Genomic DNA, 18,486 nt, shown 5'->3' with positions numbered 1-18,486 from the left:
CCCTAAGCGGGGCGCTCGGGGACACAACAACCAAAAGGGACGCTCGTGGCGTCCCTTTTGGTTGTCGGTATGGCGCAACTTGCGCGGCGGACGGCGTCAGGCGGCGTCAGGCGGCGTCAGTAGACGTCACGTTCGAGCTTGATTTCCTGCAGGATGGTCGTGGCGATTTCCTCGATCGACTTGTGCGTCGACGACAGCCACTTGATACCTTCGCGGCGCATCATCGCCTCGGCCTCGTTGACCTCGTAGCGGCAGTTTTCGAGCGACGCGTACTTGCTGCCGGGGCGGCGTTCGTTGCGAATCTCCGACAGGCGCTGCGGGTCAATGGAGAGCCCGAAGATTTTTTCCTTGTACTGATCGAGCGTGGAGGGCAGCTTCTCGCGTTCGAAATCTTCCGGAATCAGCGGATAGTTCGCGGCCTTCACGCCGTATTGCATGGCGAGATAGAGCGTCGTGGGTGTCTTGCCGCTGCGCGACACGCCCACGAGGATCACGTCGGCACTCTGCAGATTCTTGTTGGATTGGCCGTCGTCGTGCGCGAGCGAGAAATTCACTGCCTCGATCCGGTTCTTGTACGCCTCGCTGTCCGCGTTCTGATGCACGCGGCCGATGGCATGCATCGACTTGAGGCCCAGCTCCAGTTCCAGCGGTTCGATGAACGTCTGGAACATGTCGAGAATCACGCCCTGGCAGTTACGCAGGATCTCGTTGGCACGGGCGTCGACAAGCGTGCTGAAAATGATCGGGCGGACGTTCTCGGTCCGATACATTTCATTGATCCGTTGTGCCGTTTCATAGGCTTTATCGACGGAATCCACGAACGGAACGCGAATCTGACGGAAACGCATCTCGAATTGCGCGAGGATCGAATGCGCGAACGTTTCGGCCGTAATGCCGGTGCCGTCGGACACGATGAAGACCGGGCGCGCGGCGACCGGTTTGGCCGGTGCGGCGGGGGAGGTCGGGGAATTTCCGTTACTGGTGGCGTCGGTCATGCGCGGAATCGCAAAATGGTGCGTTGCACGGTAGAATAGCGGCAACTTGTTGGATAAGCAATTGCGCGAGCCTCGCGCGCCGCCCGGCCTCAGGCCCGTGCAGCGGGGCGCGGCGGGAAGTCAGGCGGGTTTGGCGCCGGTCGTCGGGAACTTGCCCCTGGTTTGCGACGCCGCCCATGCGCGATTTCTTATCCAACAGGTCGATCGGCCCCTGTCAGTCCCAGCCGATCCGCCGAGAATTTTTTTTCTTACCTTAGGGGCTTTTATGACTAACGCAGCACACGACGGCGCCTACGTGGTGCCGTTTGAGCATCTGCGCATGACCGATGTGGAATCGGTCGGCGGCAAGAATGCATCGCTTGGCGAAATGATCAGCCAACTGGCCAGCGCCGGCGTGCGCGTGCCGGGTGGTTTCGCCACGACGGCTTTCGCCTTCCGCGAATTCCTCCATCACAACAACCTGACCGAGCGTGTTGCCCAGCGTCTCGAGGGTCTGGACGTCGATGACGTCAAGGCGCTCGCGCAGGCCGGTGCCGAAATCCGTCAATGGATCGTCGACGCCCCGCTGCAACCGCAGCTCGAGAAGGATATCCGCGAGCAGTTCGCACGTATCACGGCCGACCAGCCGGATGCGTCGTTCGCCGTGCGTTCGTCGGCCACGGCCGAAGATCTGCCGGACGCCTCGTTCGCCGGTCAGCAGGAAAGCTATCTGAACGTGGTCGGCATCGAAGACGTGCTCGATCGCATGAAGCACGTTTTCGCGTCGCTGTACAACGACCGCGCCATCTCGTATCGCGTTCACAAGGGCTTCACGCACGCCGAAGTGGCGTTGTCGGCCGGCGTGCAGCGCATGGTCCGCTCGGACTGTGGCGCATCGGGCGTGATGTTCACGATCGACACGGAGTCCGGTTTCCAGGACGTCGTTTTCATCACGGCCAGCTACGGCCTGGGTGAAACGGTCGTGCAAGGCGCCGTGAACCCGGACGAGTTCTACGTTTTCAAGCCGACGCTCAAGGCCGGCAAGTACCCGATCATTCGCCGCACGCTTGGCTCGAAGCTGCTCAAGATGGAATTCACGCAACCGGGCGAGCCGGGCCGTGTGAAGACCATCGACGTGCCGATGGAACTGCGCAACCGCTACTCGATCACCGACGACGATTGCGTCGAGCTGGCCAAGTTCGCGCTGATCATCGAGAAGCACTACGGTCGTCCGATGGACATCGAGTGGGGCAAGGACGGCAAGGACGGCAAGATCTACATCCTGCAGGCCCGTCCGGAAACGGTGAAGAGCCAGGCGATCGGCAAGGTCGAGCAGCGCTTCAAGCTCAAGGGCGACGCACCGGTGCTGGCCACGGGCCGTGCCATCGGTCAGAAGATCGGCGCCGGTGCAGTGCGCGTGATCATGGACCCGAGCGAAATGGAACGCGTGCAGCCAGGCGACGTGCTGGTGGCCGACATGACCGACCCGAACTGGGAGCCGGTGATGAAGCGTGCCGCGGCCATCGTGACGAACCGTGGCGGCCGTACGTGCCACGCGGCGATCATTGCCCGTGAACTGGGCGTGCCGGCTGTCGTGGGTTGCGGCGACGCTACCGACGTGCTCAAGGACGGCGCGCTCGTGACCGTCTCGTGCGCCGAGGGCGACGAAGGCAAGATCTATGACGGTCTGCTCGAAACCGAAATCACCGAGATCCACCGCGGCGAAATGCCGAAGATTCCGGTGAAGATCATGATGAACGTGGGCAACCCGCAACTCGCCTTCGACTTCGCGCAATTGCCGAACGAAGGCGTGGGTCTGGCGCGTCTGGAATTCATTATCAACAACAACATCGGCGTGCACCCGCGCGCGATTCTCGAGTACCCGAACATCGATGCCGACCTGAAGAAGGCGGTCGAATCGGTGGCTCGCGGTCATGCATCGCCGCGCGCGTTCTATGTCGACAAGCTGGCCGAAGGGATTGCCACGATTGCCGCCGCCTTCTATCCGAAGAGCGTGATCGTGCGTCTGTCGGACTTCAAGTCGAACGAGTACAAGAAGCTCATCGGCGGTTCGCGTTACGAGCCGGATGAAGAAAACCCGATGCTGGGCTTCCGTGGCGCGTCGCGTTACATCTCGGAAGACTTCGCCGAAGCGTTCGAGATGGAGTGCCGTGCGCTCAAGCGCGTGCGTGACGAAATGGGCCTGACCAATGTCGAGATCATGGTGCCGTTCGTGCGTACGCTGGGCCAGGCGGAGCGTGTGGTCAACATGCTGGCCGGTTACGGCCTGAAGCGTGGCGAGAACGGTCTGAAGCTGGTGATGATGTGCGAAGTGCCGTCGAACGCCATTCTGGCCGACGAGTTCCTCGAGTACTTCGACGGTTTCTCGATCGGCTCGAACGACCTGACGCAGCTTACGCTGGGTCTGGACCGCGATTCGGGCATGGAACTGCTGGCGAAGGACTTCGACGAGCGCGACCCGGCGGTGCAGTTCATGCTCAGCCGTGCGATCAAGGCCTGCCTGTCCAAGGGCAAGTACGTCGGCATCTGCGGTCAAGGTCCGTCGGACCATCCGGATCTGGCCGTGTGGCTGGCGAACGAAGGCATCGCGTCGATGTCGTTGAACCCGGACACGGTGATGGAAACGTGGCAACAACTCGCCAAGCAGGTGAAGTAACCGTCTTCGACGCTCGCGCATCGTCACGATAGCGACCTCGGTTAGGACGCGTCCGAGCGGCACCTCGGACGCCGCTGAAAGGCAGGGCCATCTCTCGGGATGCGTGCGCTGATCGGTGGGTTTCGTGCTATAAACCCCGGTATCACACCGGGGTTTTTTTGTGTCTGGGAGTTGCGATGGAACAGGCTTGGCTGTGGTTCGGCATTGCCGGATTGACCGTGCTGCTCGAGCTGGCAAGTGGTACGTTCTATCTGCTGATGGTGGCGCTCGGCATGACGGCCGGCGGCGTTGCGGCGCTGTTGCGCGTCGACTGGCCGTTGCAGTGGGTGGCCGCGGCGGCCGTCGCCGGCGTGGCTGTCTGGATACTGCGCCGCAGTCGGTTCGGCCAGCGGCGCATCAAGGTCGACGCAGCGGCCGACCCCAACACCAACCTCGATATCGGGCAACGTCTGCACGTGGACGTTTGGAACCCTGACGGTCAGGCCCGCGCCATGTACCGCGGTGCCGAATGGGACGTCGAGCTGCTGCCGGGGGAGTCGCCCAGCGCGGGATGGTTCGTGATTTGCGAGGTGCGTGGCAGCCGGTTGTACGTCGCGCATGTGAAGGCTTAGGCGCCCGGTCAAGGGGACAGTTGGGCGTGCCGAAGCGCGTCCGATCTTCGCTTGGCCGTCATTTCACTGTGTCGCATTGCATCGCCCGCCGTTGCGGGCGACGGGGAATTCGCCGGCCGACATGGCAGGCGCTTCAAGGGGGGACCATGTTTTCCAACGTCGCGTTTATTCTTTTCATCATCGCTGTGCTCATCGCTGCGCGCTCGATCAAGATCGTGCCGCAGCAGCATGCCTGGGTGGTTGAGCGTCTCGGCAAGTATCACGCGACACTCACGCCGGGGCTGTCGATCGTCGTGCCGTTCGTGGACCGTGTGGCCTACAAGCATCTGCTCAAGGAAGTGCCGCTCGATGTGCCGAGCCAGGTCTGCATCACCAAGGACAACACGCAGTTGCAGGTCGACGGGATTCTGTACTTCCAGGTCACGGATCCGATGAAGGCGTCGTACGGTTCGAGCAACTTCATCGTCGCCATCACGCAGCTCGCGCAAACGACGCTGCGTAGCGTGATCGGCAAGCTCGAACTCGACAAGACGTTCGAGGAGCGCGAATTCATTAACCACAGCGTGGTGAATGCGCTCGACGAGGCGGCGTCGAACTGGGGTGTGAAGGTCTTGCGCTATGAAATCAAGGACCTCACCCCGCCGAAGGAAATTCTGCATGCGATGCAGGCGCAGATCACGGCGGAGCGTGAAAAGCGCGCGTTGATCGCGGCGTCGGAAGGCAAGAAGCAGGAGCAGATCAACCTGGCCTCCGGCGCACGGGAGGCGGCGATTCAGAAGTCGGAAGGCGAGCGTCAGGCGGCGATCAATCAGGCGCAAGGCCAAGCCGCGGCCATCCTGGCGGTGGCTGAAGCGAACGCCGAGGCGATCCACAAGGTGGCGACGGCCATTCAGACGCAGGGCGGGATGGAGGCTGTCAATCTGAAGGTCGCCGAGCAGTATGTGGACGCGTTCAGCAAGATCGCCAGGACCAACAACACCCTGATCGTGCCGGGGAATCTCTCGGACATGGGCGGCATGATCGCGTCGGCACTCAAGATCGTGCGGGGTGTCGAAGGCGGGTCGACGGGCGGCGGTGACAGTGGCGGTGGTGCCGCTGGCGGCTTCGGCAATTCTGGGGCCCGCCGCTAGTTCGGCATCGCAACGCATAACGGCCCGCCTTGCACTGAACCAGACAACCTCTGGGGTTCAGTGCAAGGCGGGCCGCTAGTCTTCGGAGAGCGCGGGGCCGTTCAATCGTTGTCTGCCTGACCTAAATCTGCGTACACGTGCGCGTCACGGCGCATGTCGGCCCCGGAGGCAGCAGCTGATGTCGGCGGGCGCATCAGGCTGACCTCCGCCCTCGTATCCGTGTACCGCGCGGCACACGTCGGCCCCGGAGATGGCGCCTTACGTTGGCGTGCGCATCAGGCGCGCCTTCTCGCGTTCCCAGTCGCGCGTCTTTTCCGTCTCCCGCTTGTCGTGCAGCTTCTTGCCCTTGGCCAGTCCGATCTCGCACTTCACGAGGCCTTTGCTGTAGTGCAGGTTCAGGGGCACGAGCGTATAGCCGCGTTGCTCCACCTTACCGATAAGCTTCTTGATTTCGTCGGCCTTGAGCAGGAGCTTTCGGGTGCGCACAGGGTCGGGCTTGATGTGCGTGGATGCCGTTTGCAGCGGGCTGATGTGTGAGCCGATCAGAAAGATTTCGCCATGCTTGATGACGACATAGCCTTCCTTGATCTGCGCCCGCCCAGCGCGAATGGCCTTGACTTCCCACCCTTCGAGCGCGATCCCGGCTTCGTATCGCTCCTCGATGAAGTAATCGAAGAAGGCCTTCTTGTTGTCGATGATGCTCATGGATCCTTGGCGGGTAACTTGGTCGGACCCGGTGAGTCGGGCTCGGGTAAAATAGCGATTTTAACAAAGAGTCTCGGCAAGAGGCGGCTTGCGTCGCGAGCGCATCGATACGACATCGATGGCCGACGCCTCCTGCATGCCCCTCGCCCGACAGACGATGGCCGAAGTCAGTAAAACCGTTCTCGTGCATTTCTCCGCCGAGCAAATGTACGATCTGGTGACCAATGTCGCCGATTACCCCAAATTCCTGCCTTGGTGCGGCGGTGTCGATATTCGGCATCAGGACGAGCACAGCATGGAGGCGTCGCTGATCATCGACTTCAAGGGGCTGAAGCATTCGTTCGCGACGCGCAATCTCCAGGAGCGTCCGCATTCCATTCAGATGACCTTCGTCGAAGGGCCTTTCAAACGTTTTCACGGTACGTGGAAATTCACGGCGCTGCGCGAGAATGCCTGCAAGATCGAGTTCGGCCTTCACTACGAATTTGCGAGTTTTCTGCTCGAAAAGGTGATCGGCCCGGTGTTCAGCCACATTGCCAATACGTTCGTCGACGCCTTCGTCAAGCGTGCGGAGACCGTTTATGCCGGATGAGTTGCACGTTGAGGTCTGCTACGCATTGCCCAGCGGGCAGACGATTGTCTCGTTGACGTTGCCGCAAGGCGCCACGATGCGCGAGGCGATCGAGCGCAGCGGTTTGCTGCAGCGGTTTCCGGAGTTGGATATGTCGCGCATGAAAGCCGGTGTCTTCGGCAAGCTGCGCGCGCTGGATGCTGCCGTGGAGGCGGGGGATCGCGTCGAAATCTACCGCGCACTGAAGGCCGACCCCAAGCTCGCGCGTCAGCGACGCGTGGAAAAGGTGCGCAACGAGGGGAGCCGTGAAGGGCAGAAGTGGCTGGGCAGCCGCCGCGGCAGTTGAAGGCGGTGGCGCACGACCCGGTGCCGCGCCGAACGGACCGCTGACCGGAACGCTCACGAGTACGGTGACTAGTTGGTGCGTTGAGTATCGCGCGGGTGAGCGCACTGATGGGCGTGACGTGTGCGAATCACGGCGCGCGAATCGGTGGCCCACACCCCGCGAATCAGTGCGCCGCGCCCCGCGAATGCAAGCGTACCGAGGCACTGACCCCCGCCAGCAGCAACGCGATGGCGGCGATCTCCAGCAGGCGCGGCAGACGCTGTTCGTAGGCGAAGCCGTAGATCAGCGCGAACAGCGTTTCAAACACGATCATCTGCCCGGACAGGGTGAGCGGCAGGCGCCGGCTCGCCGCATTCCAGAACGCATTGCCGATGGTCGATGCCCCCACCGCCACGGCGATGTTGACGATCAGGAACATCTGCCAGTCGCGCGGCGCGTCAAGCGCGCCCGGGTGTGGCAGCCATATGGCCGGAATCGCCAGCACTAGCGCGAGCAGGCCGGTGGCGACGCCCGTCAGCAGCGACCATTCCTGACTCGTGAAGTGTCCGAATCGCGCCAGATAGCGGGCGTTGGCGACCGCATACCATGTCCAGCTCGCGAGCGCGCCGACCGCGCAGCCGATGCCGGCCAGCGTCAGCCGCCAGTCGCCGCCGCTTGCCGAGGCGTGGGCAAACACATCGACGTTGATGCAGACGATGCCTGCCACGACCCATGCCAGCGGGCCTGCCAGCCGCGACAAGGGCAGGGCGCCGTGGTCACGGCTGCCGACCAACGTCACCGTCACGGGCAGCACCCCCACGATCAGCGAGGCTGGCGCAATGCCCGCCATCTGAACGGCACCGGCGAGAAACAGGTAGTACACGAGGTTGCCAACGAGGCTCAGCCGGAACAGTGCGCGCCAGTCATTGCCGGTGACGGTGTGCCGCAAGCGCCCCCAGAGCGGGACGAGCAGCACGGCGGACACCAGTCCGTAAAGGACGTAACGTGCGGCCGACAGCTCCAGCGGCGAGAAACCAGGTAACAGGCGCGGGGCCAGGAAGACCAGACCCCACAAGGCGCCCGCTGCCAATCCGTAAGAAATGCCTTGCCCCATGAAATTCGTACCTGTAGTTCGTGTTGGTGAGATGCCCGTGATCCGCGCCGGATGGCGCCCTTGGGGCCCAGACAGGTCGGAGCAGGAAGGGCCGCAGAATAGCATGGGGTCGGGGCGCCGCTCTTGTGAAATCCGGCAGTCGGCGCGGCGGGCGAGCCTGGCGCCGTGACGGCGATGGATGTCCGATCCGGTGCTCGGGGAAAAAGCCCCTTGACATGTGGGGCAGACGTGCCATGGGTCCTGCGATTTCTGTATAATTCGGTTTTGCGCCTATAGGATTTGCCATGCGTCTGATCCAAAAAGCACTCACTTTCGATGACGTGCTCCTCGTCCCGGCCTACTCTGCCGTTCTTCCGCGCGACACCAGCCTGAAAACCAAGCTCACGCGCAACATCACCCTGAACATGCCTTTGCTGTCGGCCGCCATGGATACGGTGACCGAAGCGCGCCTGGCCATTGCCATGGCACAACAGGGCGGTATCGGCATTATTCACAAGAATCTGAAGCCGGCCGAGCAGGCGCGTGAAGTGTCGAAGGTCAAGCGATTTGAATCGGGCGTGCTGCGCGACCCGATCACGATTCCGCCGCACATGAAGGTGCGCGACGTGATCGCGCTGTCGCGCCAGCATGGCATTTCCGGTTTCCCGGTCGTCGAGGGCGCACAGCTCATCGGTATCGTGACCAATCGCGACTTGCGTTTCGAGAGCCGCCTGGACGAGCCGGTGCGCGCGATCATGACGCCCAAGGAAAAGCTCATCACCGTGCGCGAAGGCGCGTCGCCGGCCGATGCCGAGAAGTTGATGCACAGCCACCGCCTGGAGCGCGTGCTGGTCGTCAACGACGCCTTCGAGCTGCGCGGCCTGATGACCGTCAAGGACATCATGAAGGCGACCGAGCACCCGCTCGCGAGCAAGGATGAACACGGCAAGCTGCGTGTCGGTGCCGCCGTTGGCGTGGGCGCAGACAACGAAGAGCGCGTCGAATTGCTGGTGGCAGCGGGCGTCGACGTGATCGTGGTCGACACGGCGCACGGCCACAGCCAAGGCGTGCTCGACCGCGTGCAATGGGTCAAGAAGCATTTCCCGCAGATTGAAGTGGTCGGTGGCAACATCGCGACGGCGAGCGCCGCGGTGGCACTGGTCGAACACGGCGCGGACGCCGTCAAGGTGGGTATCGGCCCGGGCTCGATCTGCACGACGCGTATTGTGGCGGGCGTGGGTGTGCCGCAGATCACGGCAATTGCCAACGTGGCCGAAGCGCTCAAGGACACCGGCGTCCCGCTCATCGCGGACGGGGGTATTCGCTACTCGGGCGATATTTCCAAGGCGTTGGCCGCTGGCGCGCACACGGTGATGATGGGCAGCATGTTCTCGGGCACGGAAGAGGCGCCGGGCGAAGTGTTCCTGTACCAGGGTCGTTCGTACAAGAGCTACCGTGGCATGGGATCGGTGGGCGCGATGAAGGATGGCGCCGCCGACCGTTACTTCCAGGATCCGGCCAACAACGCGGACAAGCTCGTGCCGGAAGGCATTGAAGGCCGTGTGGCCTACAAGGGCAGCGTGAATGCCATTCTGCATCAGTTGACGGGCGGTATCCGCTCGTCGATGGGGTATCTGGGTTGCCCGACGATCCAGGACCTGCACGAGAAGGCGGAATTTGTTCAAATCACGGCCGCCGGCATGCGCGAATCGCACGTGCACGATGTCCAGATCATGAAGGAAGCCCCCAACTACCACGTGGAGTAATCGCCCATGAAGGCCATGTTGCGTACGGTACTGTTCCTCGATGCGGCGCTGAATCTGGCACTTGGTGTGCTGCTGATTGCGTCGTTCTGGTCATCGCTGTATGCGGCCATTGAAGTGCCCGCGCCATCGCCTGTGCTGTATGCGCAGGCGCTCGGTGTGGCCTTCATCGGCGTGGCCTGGCTGCAATGGCACGCTACCCTGAACGGCCAACTGACGGCGACCGTCGCGAAAGTGACGGGACATGTCAACTGGGTGATCGGTGCGTTCGTGCTGGGGTGGCTGATTTCCGGCCAGTTGGCGGTGACGGGCGGCGGCAAGTTGTTGATGCCTGCGCTGGGCGCCGTGTTGCTGGTGGTGGGCGCCATTCTCGTCAAGCTGGCGTCGAGCGTGCGCACGAAAGAGCGCGTGCAGGCGGCGCAGCAGACGGGCGCTCGCGGGCGTGGCGGTGTCGTGAGCGACGCCGTTCGCGGCGGGCCGTCCGAAGGTTTCGATGTCCGGGCTGACGACGCGGCCCGAGGCAAGCGTGCTGAGCCGCGCATGGAGACGCCTCGCAGCGACTCCGCTTCCGTCAATTCCACGCCGGTCGCGCCTGCGGGCACCACCGGCACTGTCACGCCCGTGCCTACCGCCACGGCGCCGACGTCCAACGAATCCACTTCCTCCGTACCTCACGATGCACGACAAAATCCTCATTCTTGACTTCGGCTCGCAAGTCACCCAGCTCATCGGACGCCGCGTTCGCGAAGCGCACGTCTACTGCGAGATCCACCCGAACGACGTGTCGGACGAATTCATTCGTGAATTCAATCCGAAGGCGATCATTCTGTCGGGTAGCCACGCGAGCACGTATGAGGATCAGGATCTGCGTGCTCCGCAGTCCGTCTGGGATCTGGGCGTGCCGGTGCTGGGCATTTGCTACGGCATGTTCGCGATGACGGTGCAGTTGGGCGGTCAGGTCGAGGCGAGCCATCATCGCGAGTTCGGTTACGCCGAAGTGCGCGCGCAGGGCCATACGCCGCTGCTCGACGGCCTTGAGGATTTCCGCACGGCCGAAGGCCACGGCATGCTCAAGGTGTGGATGAGCCACGGTGACAAGGTCACGCAATTGCCGCCGGGTTTTGTGCTGATGGCGTCGACGCCGAGCTGCCCGATCGCCGGCATGGCCGACGTGTCGCGTCGCTACTATGCGGTGCAGTTCCACCCGGAAGTCACGCACACCGTGAAAGGCCGCGAGCTGCTCGAGCGCTTCGTGCTGGAGATTGCCGGGGCGAAGCCGGACTGGATCATGCGCGACCACATCGCGGAAGCCGTCAAGGCGATCCGCGAGCAGGTGGGCGACGAGGAAGTGATTCTGGGCTTGTCGGGCGGTGTCGATTCGAGCGTGGCGGCGGCGCTGATCCATCGCGCCATTGGCGACCAACTGACGTGCGTGTTCGTCGATCATGGTCTGCTGCGTTTGAACGAAGGCCAGATGGTGATGGAGATGTTTGCTGGCCGACTGCATGCGAAGGTTGTGCACGTGGATGCCGCCGAGCAGTTCATGGGACATCTGAAGGGCGTGACCGATCCGGAGCAGAAGCGCAAGATCATCGGTCGTGAGTTCGTTGAGGTGTTCCAGGCCGAAGCGAAGAAGCTGAAGAATGCGAAGTGGCTGGCGCAAGGCACGATCTATCCGGACGTGATCGAGTCGGGCGGTGCGAAGACGAAGAAGGCGACGACGATCAAGAGCCACCACAACGTGGGCGGCCTGCCGGAGACGCTGGGTCTGAAGCTGCTGGAGCCGCTGCGCGATCTGTTCAAGGATGAAGTGCGCGAGCTGGGTGTGGCGCTGGGTCTGCCGCACGACATGGTCTATCGTCACCCGTTCCCGGGGCCGGGTCTGGGCGTGCGTATCCTGGGCGAAGTGAAGCGCGATTACGCCGATCTGCTGCGTCGCGCCGATGCGATCTTCATCGAAGAGCTGCGCAACACGGTCGAGCCGAACAGCGGCAAGACGTGGTACGAACTGACGAGCCAGGCGTTCGCGGTGTTCCTGCCGGTCAAGAGCGTGGGCGTGATGGGCGATGGCCGGACGTACGAGTGGGTCGTGGCGCTGCGCGCCGTGCAGACGCAAGACTTCATGACGGCGCATTGGGCACACCTGCCGCATGACCTCCTCGGCAAGGTCTCGAACCGTATCATCAACGAAGTGCGTGGTCTGAACCGGGTCGTGTATGACATCTCCGGCAAGCCGCCTGCGACGATCGAGTGGGAGTGAAAATCCAAGACAAATCAACCATTTGTATCGATTCATCAGGTTGGCAACATCGTCGCTGTTGCCGAGGTGGTGACTTGATTCTCGGTTTAGTCTGCGCTTGATCCAAGCTCAAATTTGAACAAGTTTTGGACGGAAAACGGCTTGGCTGGCGCCAAGCCGTTTTCCGTTCTAGTTCCATCTCGGCGCTCGGGGGGGGCACGGTGATAGCGGTGGGTCGGCCGTGTCCGCTCAACAGAATTGGGAAGTGTGAACCGCCCTGGGGCGGTTCAGTTCGAGAAACTGCCGCTCGCCACCACGGCGGACGATTCCGCCGCGCTTCTGCCATGGAGCATGCCTGCCACTCCGACGCATTGAGAGGCGTCGTGATTTGATCGCTTACATGTGATCACCGATGCCAACTGTCGGTTGCGATCGCCACTCGCCGACGTATCAACAATGTGGATCGCGCGGACGGGTGGGGGAGGTTCATATCATTCGCTGGCGTGGCTTCGCGCAAGTGTCAACAGCGGTCGGACATTGGCTCCGCAGGTATCGCGGCGTCGATGTCGCTCCCTAAGCGCAGCAGCAAACGATGTCTGATGATGGGGCTCTCCCGCCTGCGCATCACAGGCGCGGTTGAGCGGAACGAAAGGCTGGCGCCGGCCGCCGCGTTAACCGTAACGCGGTTGTCCCGGCTCGAGCCGAACAGCCCCGCTGGCATGAACGCGCAGGCCGTTGGTGCGGCCTGCGTGCGTCTCGAGTACCCGCGCTCAGTTCTTCGCGACAACCTTCGCATCATTTCTGCTCCACCCGCCCCCCAGCGACCGGTACAGCGCAACCGCCGCCAGCGCGTGCTCGCGCTTCATCTGGTTGAGCAAACGCGAGTCGCGCAGATACACCTCCTGCGCCGACAGTACGTCCAGAAAATCCGTCGCACCGCCCTTATAGCGCTGATTCGCTAGTTCGAGCGCCTTGCCCGACGCGGCAAGCGCGCTATCGAGCCGCCGTGATGCGTCATTCGAACTGACGAGATTCGCGCGCGCATCCTCGACCTCCCTCAACGCCTGCAGCATCGTCTGCCTCAGTCCGAGTTCCGATTCACGCATCCGGCTCTCGCTCTGTGCGATATCGGCCGTGATGCGCCCCGCGTTGAAGATCGGGCTGGTCGCGCTCAACGCCGCGCTGAACAGGTTGTCGGTCAGCGTCGGCAATCCCAGGTACGATGCGGCAAGAATTCCGTCCGTCAGGTTCAGCGAGAACTTCGGATACCGCTCGGCCTTCGCGATACCAACCTGCGCCGCGCGCCGTTGGACTTGCGCATAGGCGGTGAGCACGTCGGGCCGGCGCAGCAGCGCTTGCGATGGCAGCGTCGCGGGCGATCCGGGGGGCGGCACCGGAATCGCGCCGGCCTGCGCGAGCTTGAACCCGTCTACCGACTCAGGTGTGCGGCCCGAGTACACCGCGATCAGGTTGAGCTGATGCGCGATCTGCGCTTGCGTCAGCGGAATCCGCGCCTCGATGGCATCGACCTGGTTCTGCGCGCGGGTGACGTCGAGTTCCGTCGACAGACCGAATGCCTGCCGCTTACGCGTGAGTTCGAGCGCATGCCGACGGATTGCCGCGTTATCCTGAAGGAGGCTCAGTTCCTGCTGCGCCCAGCGCAGATCGACGTACGCCGAGGCCGCATCGGCCGCGAGCCCGAGCCGCATCGCATCTTCCGCGTGCCGTTGCCCGACCAGCCCGGCCTGCGCGGCCAGCAGGTCGAGCCGTTGGCCGCCGAACACATCCGCAGACCAGCTCAGCGAGAGCCCGGCGCCAGCCTGCCGTACGTAGCCGAGCGGCGGCGGCGTATTCTGGCGCGCGTCGGCCGCATGCGCGGTCGCGTCGAGTTCGGGCAGCAGCACCGCACGCTTCTGTACGGTCAGCGCCTGTGCCTGCTTCACGCGTTCGGCGGCGGCCTGCAGATCGAGGTTGCCGTCGAGCACAGTCGCGATCAGCCGGTCGAGCCCGGGATCGTGGAACTGCGCCCACCACGCGGCGGCATCGATGTCCGCGCGCGGCACGTCTGTGTCCCACGCAGCGGGTGCGAGCGTTTGAACGGAATCGTGCAGCGCGCGATGCTGCGCGGGCTGCACCGCGCAGCCGGTGGCGAATGCGCTGACGGCCAGCGCGATAAGTCGCATTTTCATGATGTTGGCCTCGGCTTCAGTGCGCGTCCGGCGGTGGCGCGTTCAGGGTGATGGGTTGGGAAAACGCGACGGCGATCAGCGCCACCACGAAGCACAGCGACAGCGCGTAGTAAGCATCCGCGTAAGTGAGCGTCAGCGCTTCGCGATAGATCAGGCGATGCAGGTTCGAGAGGCCGGCCTGCGCGGTATCCAGCGTGTTGCCGGCCACCTCGGCCCAGTGCGTGGCCTGACGATGGAGCAGCGACGCGACCTGAGGCATGCCGGCGCTCAAGTGCTCGTTCAGGCGCAGGTAGTGGAAATTCAGCCGATCGTTGAGCATCGTCGCGCTCACCGCGATGCCGATCGCGCCACCGAGATTGCGCATCAGGTTGAACAGGCCACTGGCCGATTTCAGCCGTGACTGCGGCAGCGAGCCGAGCGCCATCGTCACGATCGGCGGCACGCTGAACTGCTGGCCGATGCCGCGCAGCGCCTGCGGCAGCAGCAGCTCGCGCCAGCCCCAGTCGTGCGTGATCGGCGTGTACAAGTAGCAGCCGAGGCCGAAGCAGATCAGCCCGAACACGAGCAGCGCGCGCAGGCTGAAGTAGCGCGCCGCGAAGGCATATGCGCCGAGCGCGAGCAACTGGAACGCGCCGACCGACAGCAGCGCGATGCCGATCTGCAGCGAGCTGAACGCGCGTACCTGTGCGAGGAACAGCGGCGTCAGGAATACGGTCACGAAGATCCCGATGCCCGTCACGAACGACAGCAGGCTGCCGATCCCGAAGTTGCGCACGGCGAGCGCACGCAGGTCGACGATCGGGTCCTTCGCGGTCAGCGCATGGACGATGAACAGGAAGCCGCAGATGCCGGCGATCCACGCACAGCCAACGATCACGTGATCGCTGAACCAGTTCTTGCGCGGGCCTTCCTCGAGCACGTATTCGAGGCAGCCGAGAAAGCCCGACATCAGCACAATGCCGAGATAGTCGCCCCGCTTGAGCAGGCTGGCATCGGGCTCGTCGATGTGCACGTAGCGCGGCACCAGCACGGCCACCGCGATGCCCGGCACGACGTTCAAGTAGAACAGCCAGTGCCACGACCACTGGTTCGTGATCCAGCCGCCGATCACGGGGCCGATCGCCGGCGCGAGCGACGCGAGCGCGCCGATCGTCGTCGATGCGATCAGCCGCTGACGGCCCGGGAACAGCACGAACGCGGTGGTGAATACGGTCGGGATCATCGCGGCGCCGAGCGCCCCCTGCAGTCCGCGAAACAGGATCATCGAATTGATGTCCCACGCGAGGCCGCACAGCATGCTCGTGAACGTGAAGCCGACGGCCGACGCGACGAACAGCCAGCGCGTCGACATCACCTTCGACAGCCAGCCGGACATCGGGATCACAATGATCTCGGCGATCAGGTAGGCGGTCTGCACCCACGACAGCTCGTCCTGGCTCGCGGACAGCCCGCCGCCGATATCGCGCAGCGATGACGCGACGATCTGGATGTCGAGCGTCGCCATGAAGAAGCCGACGCACATCAGCCCGAACGCGAATACGCGCTGCCTGGTCGGTTGCGACGCCGGGTCGCCAGTGAAAGCGGTGTTCATCGTCGGCTCCCGTTCAGTGCGCGCGATCGGTGCGCACGGTCACGACCGCCGACAGGCCGGGTCGTAGCACCTGCTTGAGGCCCGGTTGCGGATCGAGATGCACGCGCACCGGCACGCGCTGGACGATCTTCGTGAAGTTGCCGGTGGCGTTCTCGGGCGGCAGCACGCTGAAGGTCGCGCCGGTCGCGGGCGCCAGGCTGTCGACGCGGCCGTGCAGCGGCGTGCTCGACGCATCGAGCGTTACGTCGACGCGATCGCCCGCGCGCATCTTGCGCAATTGGTCCTCCTTGAAATTCGCGTCGATCCACAAGCCCGTCGCCGGCACGATCGTCAGCAGTGGCACGCCAGCGTTCGCGAGCATCCCGACGCGGCCCGTGCGATTGCCGACGTAGCCGTCGACCGGCGAGCGGATCGTCGTGTATTCGACATTGAGCGCAGCCACGCGCTGCGCGGCGAGTGCGGTGTTCACGCGGGCCCGCGCATCGGCGAGTTGCGCGCCGAGCACGTCAAGCTGGCGCTTCGACGCCAGCAGCGCGGCGTCGCTGCGTTCGACGGCCGCACTGGCCTTCGCATAGTCGGCTGCCGCGCGCTCAACGACCTGGTTCGACACGGCGTCGGATTTCACGAGCTCGCGATAGCGCACGCGATCCGACGCAGCGCGCGTCAGCTCGGCCGACGACGCGCTCCGGTCCGCCGTGTGCTGGCCGATCACCGCGTATTGCAACTGCTGCTTCGCTTCGAGTTCGGTCACGGCAGCGCGCGCGCTGTCGACTTCGGCGCCGGCCTGCGTGAGCTTCGCGTCGAAGTCGCGCGCGTCGAGCTGCACGAGCACGTCACCGGCCTTCACCCGCTGGTTGTCGGTCACGAGAATTTTGTCGACGAAGGCGTCGACCTTCGGCGCGAGCACGGTGACGTCGCCGCCCACGTACGCATCGTCGGTGCTTTCCTGGAAGCGCAGCACGAATAGCCAGTCGAGCGCGGCCGCGGCGACCACGACGATGGCGGCGATCACCGCGATCCGCATCCACGGCACGCGTCGACGCTGCGTGGCCGGCGGCTCGACTGTGGCGGCCTCGCGGGAAGCACCGGTTTGGGTCGTATCCATCAATTCACCTATGTATATGCACTTATAAAAGCGATCGACGATCTCGTGTCGATCGGGAAAAGGGGTCAACGTTGCGGCAGGTTGTGCGCGATTCGGAACAACTCGTCGCGCAGCCGGGCCGCCTGCTGCGACCCGAAGCGCCCCTCGAACGCCTGCTGCGCGTCGAGCCAGTACACCTGCGCTTCGGCGATCTTGTCTGCGCCGTGCGCGGTCAGCGCGAACATCTGGCGGCGGCAGCGCGGCTCGGTGCGGCTCGTCACCAAGGCGGCGCCGACGAGCGGCTTCAGCGCGCGCAGCAGTGCGGAGCGTTCGATTACCAGCACGGCCGACAGCGTCGCCATCGTCAGGTCCGGCTGTTCGCGCAGCAGCGCGAGGATGCTGTACTGCGACGGCGTCACGCCCGCCCGCGAAAGGTAACGCTCGTAAAACTGCGAGATCCGGCGGGCGGCTTGCCGGACCGCGAAGCAATCGTCGCCGGTGAGCGTGGTCTTGTGCATGTGCACATGTTAGGCGGCAGCGCGACGTGGATCGAGGGGCAGCGCGGGATCAGATTGGTGTCGTGGCTGTACCAATCCGGTCGGCCGCAACCGTCAAGCCACCGTCGGCACGATCCAGCCTTCGCGGTCGCAGTAGTCGGCCGTGTAGTCGATGAAGGCCTTGACCTTGGCCGGCAGCAGCGCGCGGTTCGCGTACGCGAGCTTGATCTCGACGTACTTGTCGACGAGATCGGCGCCTTCGAGCAACTGTACGAGCGCACCCGATGCGAGCTGCGCACTGACGAGCGTTCTCGGCACGACGCCGATCCCGAAGTCGTGCATCACCATCTCGCGGTTGAAGACCGGGCTGTTCGACGAGATGTCGAAGCGGAACGGCACGGTCAGCAGGTCGCCGTCGACGCGGAACGACAGCGCTGGCCGGCGCAGCGACGGCGACATCGGCACGAACGGGTGGTCGGCGAGATCTGCTGGCGCGACGGGGCGCGAATGGGTGCGAAGGTACTTGGGCGTCGCGACAATCACGAGCGGAATCCGCTCGATCAGTCGCACCACGGTCGATTCGTTCGTCAGCATGTACGGTACGACGATGCCGATGTCGTAGCCTTCGCCGACCAGGTCGACGGGCCGCTCAGTCAGCGTCACGTCGAGGCGCACCTTCGGGTGCGCTGCCTTGAAGCCGGCGATCAGCGGCACGAGCTGGTTCAGTGCGGCCGTCGTGTGTGCGACGAGCCGTAGCAGCCCCTCGGGCTCGCGCGTCGACGCCTGCGCTTCCGCTTCGAGCGAGTCGAGTTCGTCCAGCACGGCCGCGCAGCGTTCGTAGATGCGCTCGGCCGTCTCGGTCAGCGACACCTGGCGCGTGGTCCGGTGCAGCAGCCGGCTGCCGAAGCGCCCCTCGAGATCGGCCACCGCGCGCGACACGACCGGACGGGCGAGCCCGTGCATGTCGGCGGCGCGCGTGAAGCTGCGCATCTCCACCACCGACCGGAAAATCCGCAGCTTGTCGATATAGTCCATGT

15 protein-coding genes and 1 pseudogene are annotated in these 18,486 nt (G+C 64.0%); 8 read left to right on the top strand and 8 right to left on the bottom strand.

Going from position 1 to position 18,486, the window contains the following annotated elements; all coding sequences use genetic code 11:
* Window positions 1-116 precede the first annotated feature (116 nt).
* A complete protein-coding gene (gene ppsR / locus PEP31012_RS17020; protein ID WP_150590494.1) occupies window positions 117-995 on the bottom strand; it encodes a posphoenolpyruvate synthetase regulatory kinase/phosphorylase PpsR in 879 nt (292 codons plus the stop codon).
* Window positions 996-1,260: 265 nt separating this feature from the next.
* Between ppsR and ppsA the strand changes: the two genes are divergently transcribed.
* The 3 genes from ppsA (at window position 1,261) to PEP31012_RS17005 (ending at window position 5,392) form a co-directional block, all read left to right on the top strand.
* The gene (gene ppsA / locus PEP31012_RS17015; RefSeq protein WP_150590493.1) at window positions 1,261-3,651 is read left to right on the top strand and encodes a phosphoenolpyruvate synthase; all 2,391 of its coding nucleotides are present in this window, start codon (window positions 1,261-1,263) and stop codon (window positions 3,649-3,651) included.
* Window positions 3,652-3,827: 176 nt separating this feature from the next.
* A complete protein-coding gene (locus PEP31012_RS17010; protein ID WP_150590492.1) occupies window positions 3,828-4,262 on the top strand; it encodes an NfeD family protein in 435 nt (144 codons plus the stop codon).
* A gap of 146 nt (window positions 4,263-4,408) precedes the next feature.
* Window positions 4,409-5,392 (top strand): SPFH domain-containing protein, encoded by a 984-nt coding sequence (locus tag PEP31012_RS17005; RefSeq protein ID WP_150590491.1) that lies wholly within the window; start codon window positions 4,409-4,411, stop codon window positions 5,390-5,392.
* 258 nt (window positions 5,393-5,650) lie between these two features.
* Here PEP31012_RS17005 and smpB read toward each other — a convergent pair.
* Window positions 5,651-6,100: pseudogene (gene smpB / locus PEP31012_RS17000) on the bottom strand (SsrA-binding protein SmpB); the annotation flags it as partial.
* A gap of 154 nt (window positions 6,101-6,254) precedes the next feature.
* Between smpB and PEP31012_RS16995 the strand changes: the two are divergent.
* Both PEP31012_RS16995 and PEP31012_RS16990 read left to right on the top strand, forming a co-directional pair.
* Complete coding sequence (locus PEP31012_RS16995) at window positions 6,255-6,689, top strand: type II toxin-antitoxin system RatA family toxin (protein WP_150590610.1); 435 nt, start codon at window positions 6,255-6,257, stop codon at window positions 6,687-6,689.
* A complete protein-coding gene (locus PEP31012_RS16990; RefSeq protein ID WP_150590489.1) occupies window positions 6,679-7,014 on the top strand; it encodes an RnfH family protein in 336 nt (111 codons plus the stop codon). The genes PEP31012_RS16995 and PEP31012_RS16990 overlap by 11 nt, the downstream gene beginning before the upstream one ends.
* A 163-nt stretch (window positions 7,015-7,177) precedes the next feature.
* Here the strand turns inward: PEP31012_RS16990 and PEP31012_RS16985 are convergent, their stop codons facing one another.
* Entirely contained in the window at window positions 7,178-8,107 is a 930-nt protein-coding gene (locus tag PEP31012_RS16985) for a DMT family transporter (RefSeq protein WP_150590488.1), read from the bottom strand.
* Between the two features lie 284 nt (window positions 8,108-8,391).
* On the opposite strand from PEP31012_RS16985, the gene guaB reads away from it, so the two are divergent.
* The 3 genes from guaB to guaA are packed head-to-tail and all read left to right on the top strand — an operon-like array spanning window position 8,392 to window position 12,109.
* A complete protein-coding gene (gene guaB, locus PEP31012_RS16980; protein ID WP_150590487.1) occupies window positions 8,392-9,852 on the top strand; it encodes an IMP dehydrogenase in 1,461 nt (486 codons plus the stop codon).
* Between the two features lie 6 nt (window positions 9,853-9,858).
* The gene (locus tag PEP31012_RS16975) at window positions 9,859-10,551 is read left to right on the top strand and encodes a hypothetical protein (RefSeq protein ID WP_150590486.1); all 693 of its coding nucleotides are present in this window, start codon (window positions 9,859-9,861) and stop codon (window positions 10,549-10,551) included.
* Window positions 10,526-12,109 carry a glutamine-hydrolyzing GMP synthase gene (gene guaA, locus PEP31012_RS16970; RefSeq protein ID WP_150590485.1) on the top strand — a complete coding sequence of 528 codons (1,584 nt, stop codon included), beginning with the start codon at window positions 10,526-10,528 and terminating at the stop codon, window positions 12,107-12,109. The genes PEP31012_RS16975 and guaA overlap by 26 nt, the downstream gene beginning before the upstream one ends.
* A gap of 749 nt (window positions 12,110-12,858) precedes the next feature.
* Here the strand turns inward: guaA and PEP31012_RS16965 are convergent.
* The 5 genes from PEP31012_RS16965 to PEP31012_RS16945 all read right to left on the bottom strand — a co-directional run bounded on the left by PEP31012_RS16965 (window position 12,859) and on the right by PEP31012_RS16945 (window position 18,484).
* Entirely contained in the window at window positions 12,859-14,277 is a 1,419-nt protein-coding gene (locus tag PEP31012_RS16965; RefSeq protein WP_150590484.1) for an efflux transporter outer membrane subunit, read from the bottom strand.
* A 16-nt stretch (window positions 14,278-14,293) separates the two neighbouring features.
* The gene (locus PEP31012_RS16960) at window positions 14,294-15,868 is read right to left on the bottom strand and encodes a DHA2 family efflux MFS transporter permease subunit (protein ID WP_150590483.1); all 1,575 of its coding nucleotides are present in this window, start codon (window positions 15,866-15,868) and stop codon (window positions 14,294-14,296) included.
* A gap of 13 nt (window positions 15,869-15,881) precedes the next feature.
* Window positions 15,882-16,973, bottom strand: coding sequence for an HlyD family secretion protein (locus PEP31012_RS16955; protein WP_150590482.1), 1,092 nt, complete (start codon window positions 16,971-16,973; stop codon window positions 15,882-15,884).
* A 65-nt stretch (window positions 16,974-17,038) separates the two neighbouring features.
* The gene (locus PEP31012_RS16950; protein WP_150590481.1) at window positions 17,039-17,470 is read right to left on the bottom strand and encodes a MarR family winged helix-turn-helix transcriptional regulator; all 432 of its coding nucleotides are present in this window, start codon (window positions 17,468-17,470) and stop codon (window positions 17,039-17,041) included.
* A gap of 93 nt (window positions 17,471-17,563) precedes the next feature.
* Complete coding sequence (locus PEP31012_RS16945; RefSeq protein ID WP_150590480.1) at window positions 17,564-18,484, bottom strand: LysR family transcriptional regulator; 921 nt, start codon at window positions 18,482-18,484, stop codon at window positions 17,564-17,566.
* Between the last annotated feature and the right edge of the window lie 2 nt (window positions 18,485-18,486).

It is taken from the genome of Pandoraea eparura (assembly GCF_902459725.1).
Classification (GTDB): Bacteria; Pseudomonadota; Gammaproteobacteria; order Burkholderiales; family Burkholderiaceae; genus Pandoraea; species Pandoraea eparura.
Note: the sequence above shows the minus strand (reverse complement) of the source record. Positions and strands in the feature narration are given on the sequence as shown.

Coding starts and splice junctions, on each gene's coding strand:
- PEP31012_RS16975 (WP_150590486.1), top strand. CDS start 9,859: ATGAAGGCCATGTTGCGTACGGTACTGTTCCTCGATGCGGCGCTGAAT.
- PEP31012_RS16955 (WP_150590482.1), bottom strand. CDS start 16,973: ATGGATACGACCCAAACCGGTGCTTCCCGCGAGGCCGCCACAGTCGAG.
- PEP31012_RS16990 (WP_150590489.1), top strand. CDS start 6,679: ATGCCGGATGAGTTGCACGTTGAGGTCTGCTACGCATTGCCCAGCGGG.
- guaB (WP_150590487.1), top strand. CDS start 8,392: ATGCGTCTGATCCAAAAAGCACTCACTTTCGATGACGTGCTCCTCGTC.
- PEP31012_RS16960 (WP_150590483.1), bottom strand. CDS start 15,868: ATGAACACCGCTTTCACTGGCGACCCGGCGTCGCAACCGACCAGGCAG.
- PEP31012_RS16985 (WP_150590488.1), bottom strand. CDS start 8,107: ATGGGGCAAGGCATTTCTTACGGATTGGCAGCGGGCGCCTTGTGGGGT.
- PEP31012_RS16995 (WP_150590610.1), top strand. CDS start 6,255: ATGGCCGAAGTCAGTAAAACCGTTCTCGTGCATTTCTCCGCCGAGCAA.
- PEP31012_RS16950 (WP_150590481.1), bottom strand. CDS start 17,470: ATGCACAAGACCACGCTCACCGGCGACGATTGCTTCGCGGTCCGGCAA.
- ppsR (WP_150590494.1), bottom strand. CDS start 995: ATGACCGACGCCACCAGTAACGGAAATTCCCCGACCTCCCCCGCCGCA.
- PEP31012_RS17010 (WP_150590492.1), top strand. CDS start 3,828: ATGGAACAGGCTTGGCTGTGGTTCGGCATTGCCGGATTGACCGTGCTG.
- PEP31012_RS16965 (WP_150590484.1), bottom strand. CDS start 14,277: ATGAAAATGCGACTTATCGCGCTGGCCGTCAGCGCATTCGCCACCGGC.
- PEP31012_RS17005 (WP_150590491.1), top strand. CDS start 4,409: ATGTTTTCCAACGTCGCGTTTATTCTTTTCATCATCGCTGTGCTCATC.
- PEP31012_RS16945 (WP_150590480.1), bottom strand. CDS start 18,484: ATGGACTATATCGACAAGCTGCGGATTTTCCGGTCGGTGGTGGAGATG.
- guaA (WP_150590485.1), top strand. CDS start 10,526: ATGCACGACAAAATCCTCATTCTTGACTTCGGCTCGCAAGTCACCCAG.
- ppsA (WP_150590493.1), top strand. CDS start 1,261: ATGACTAACGCAGCACACGACGGCGCCTACGTGGTGCCGTTTGAGCAT.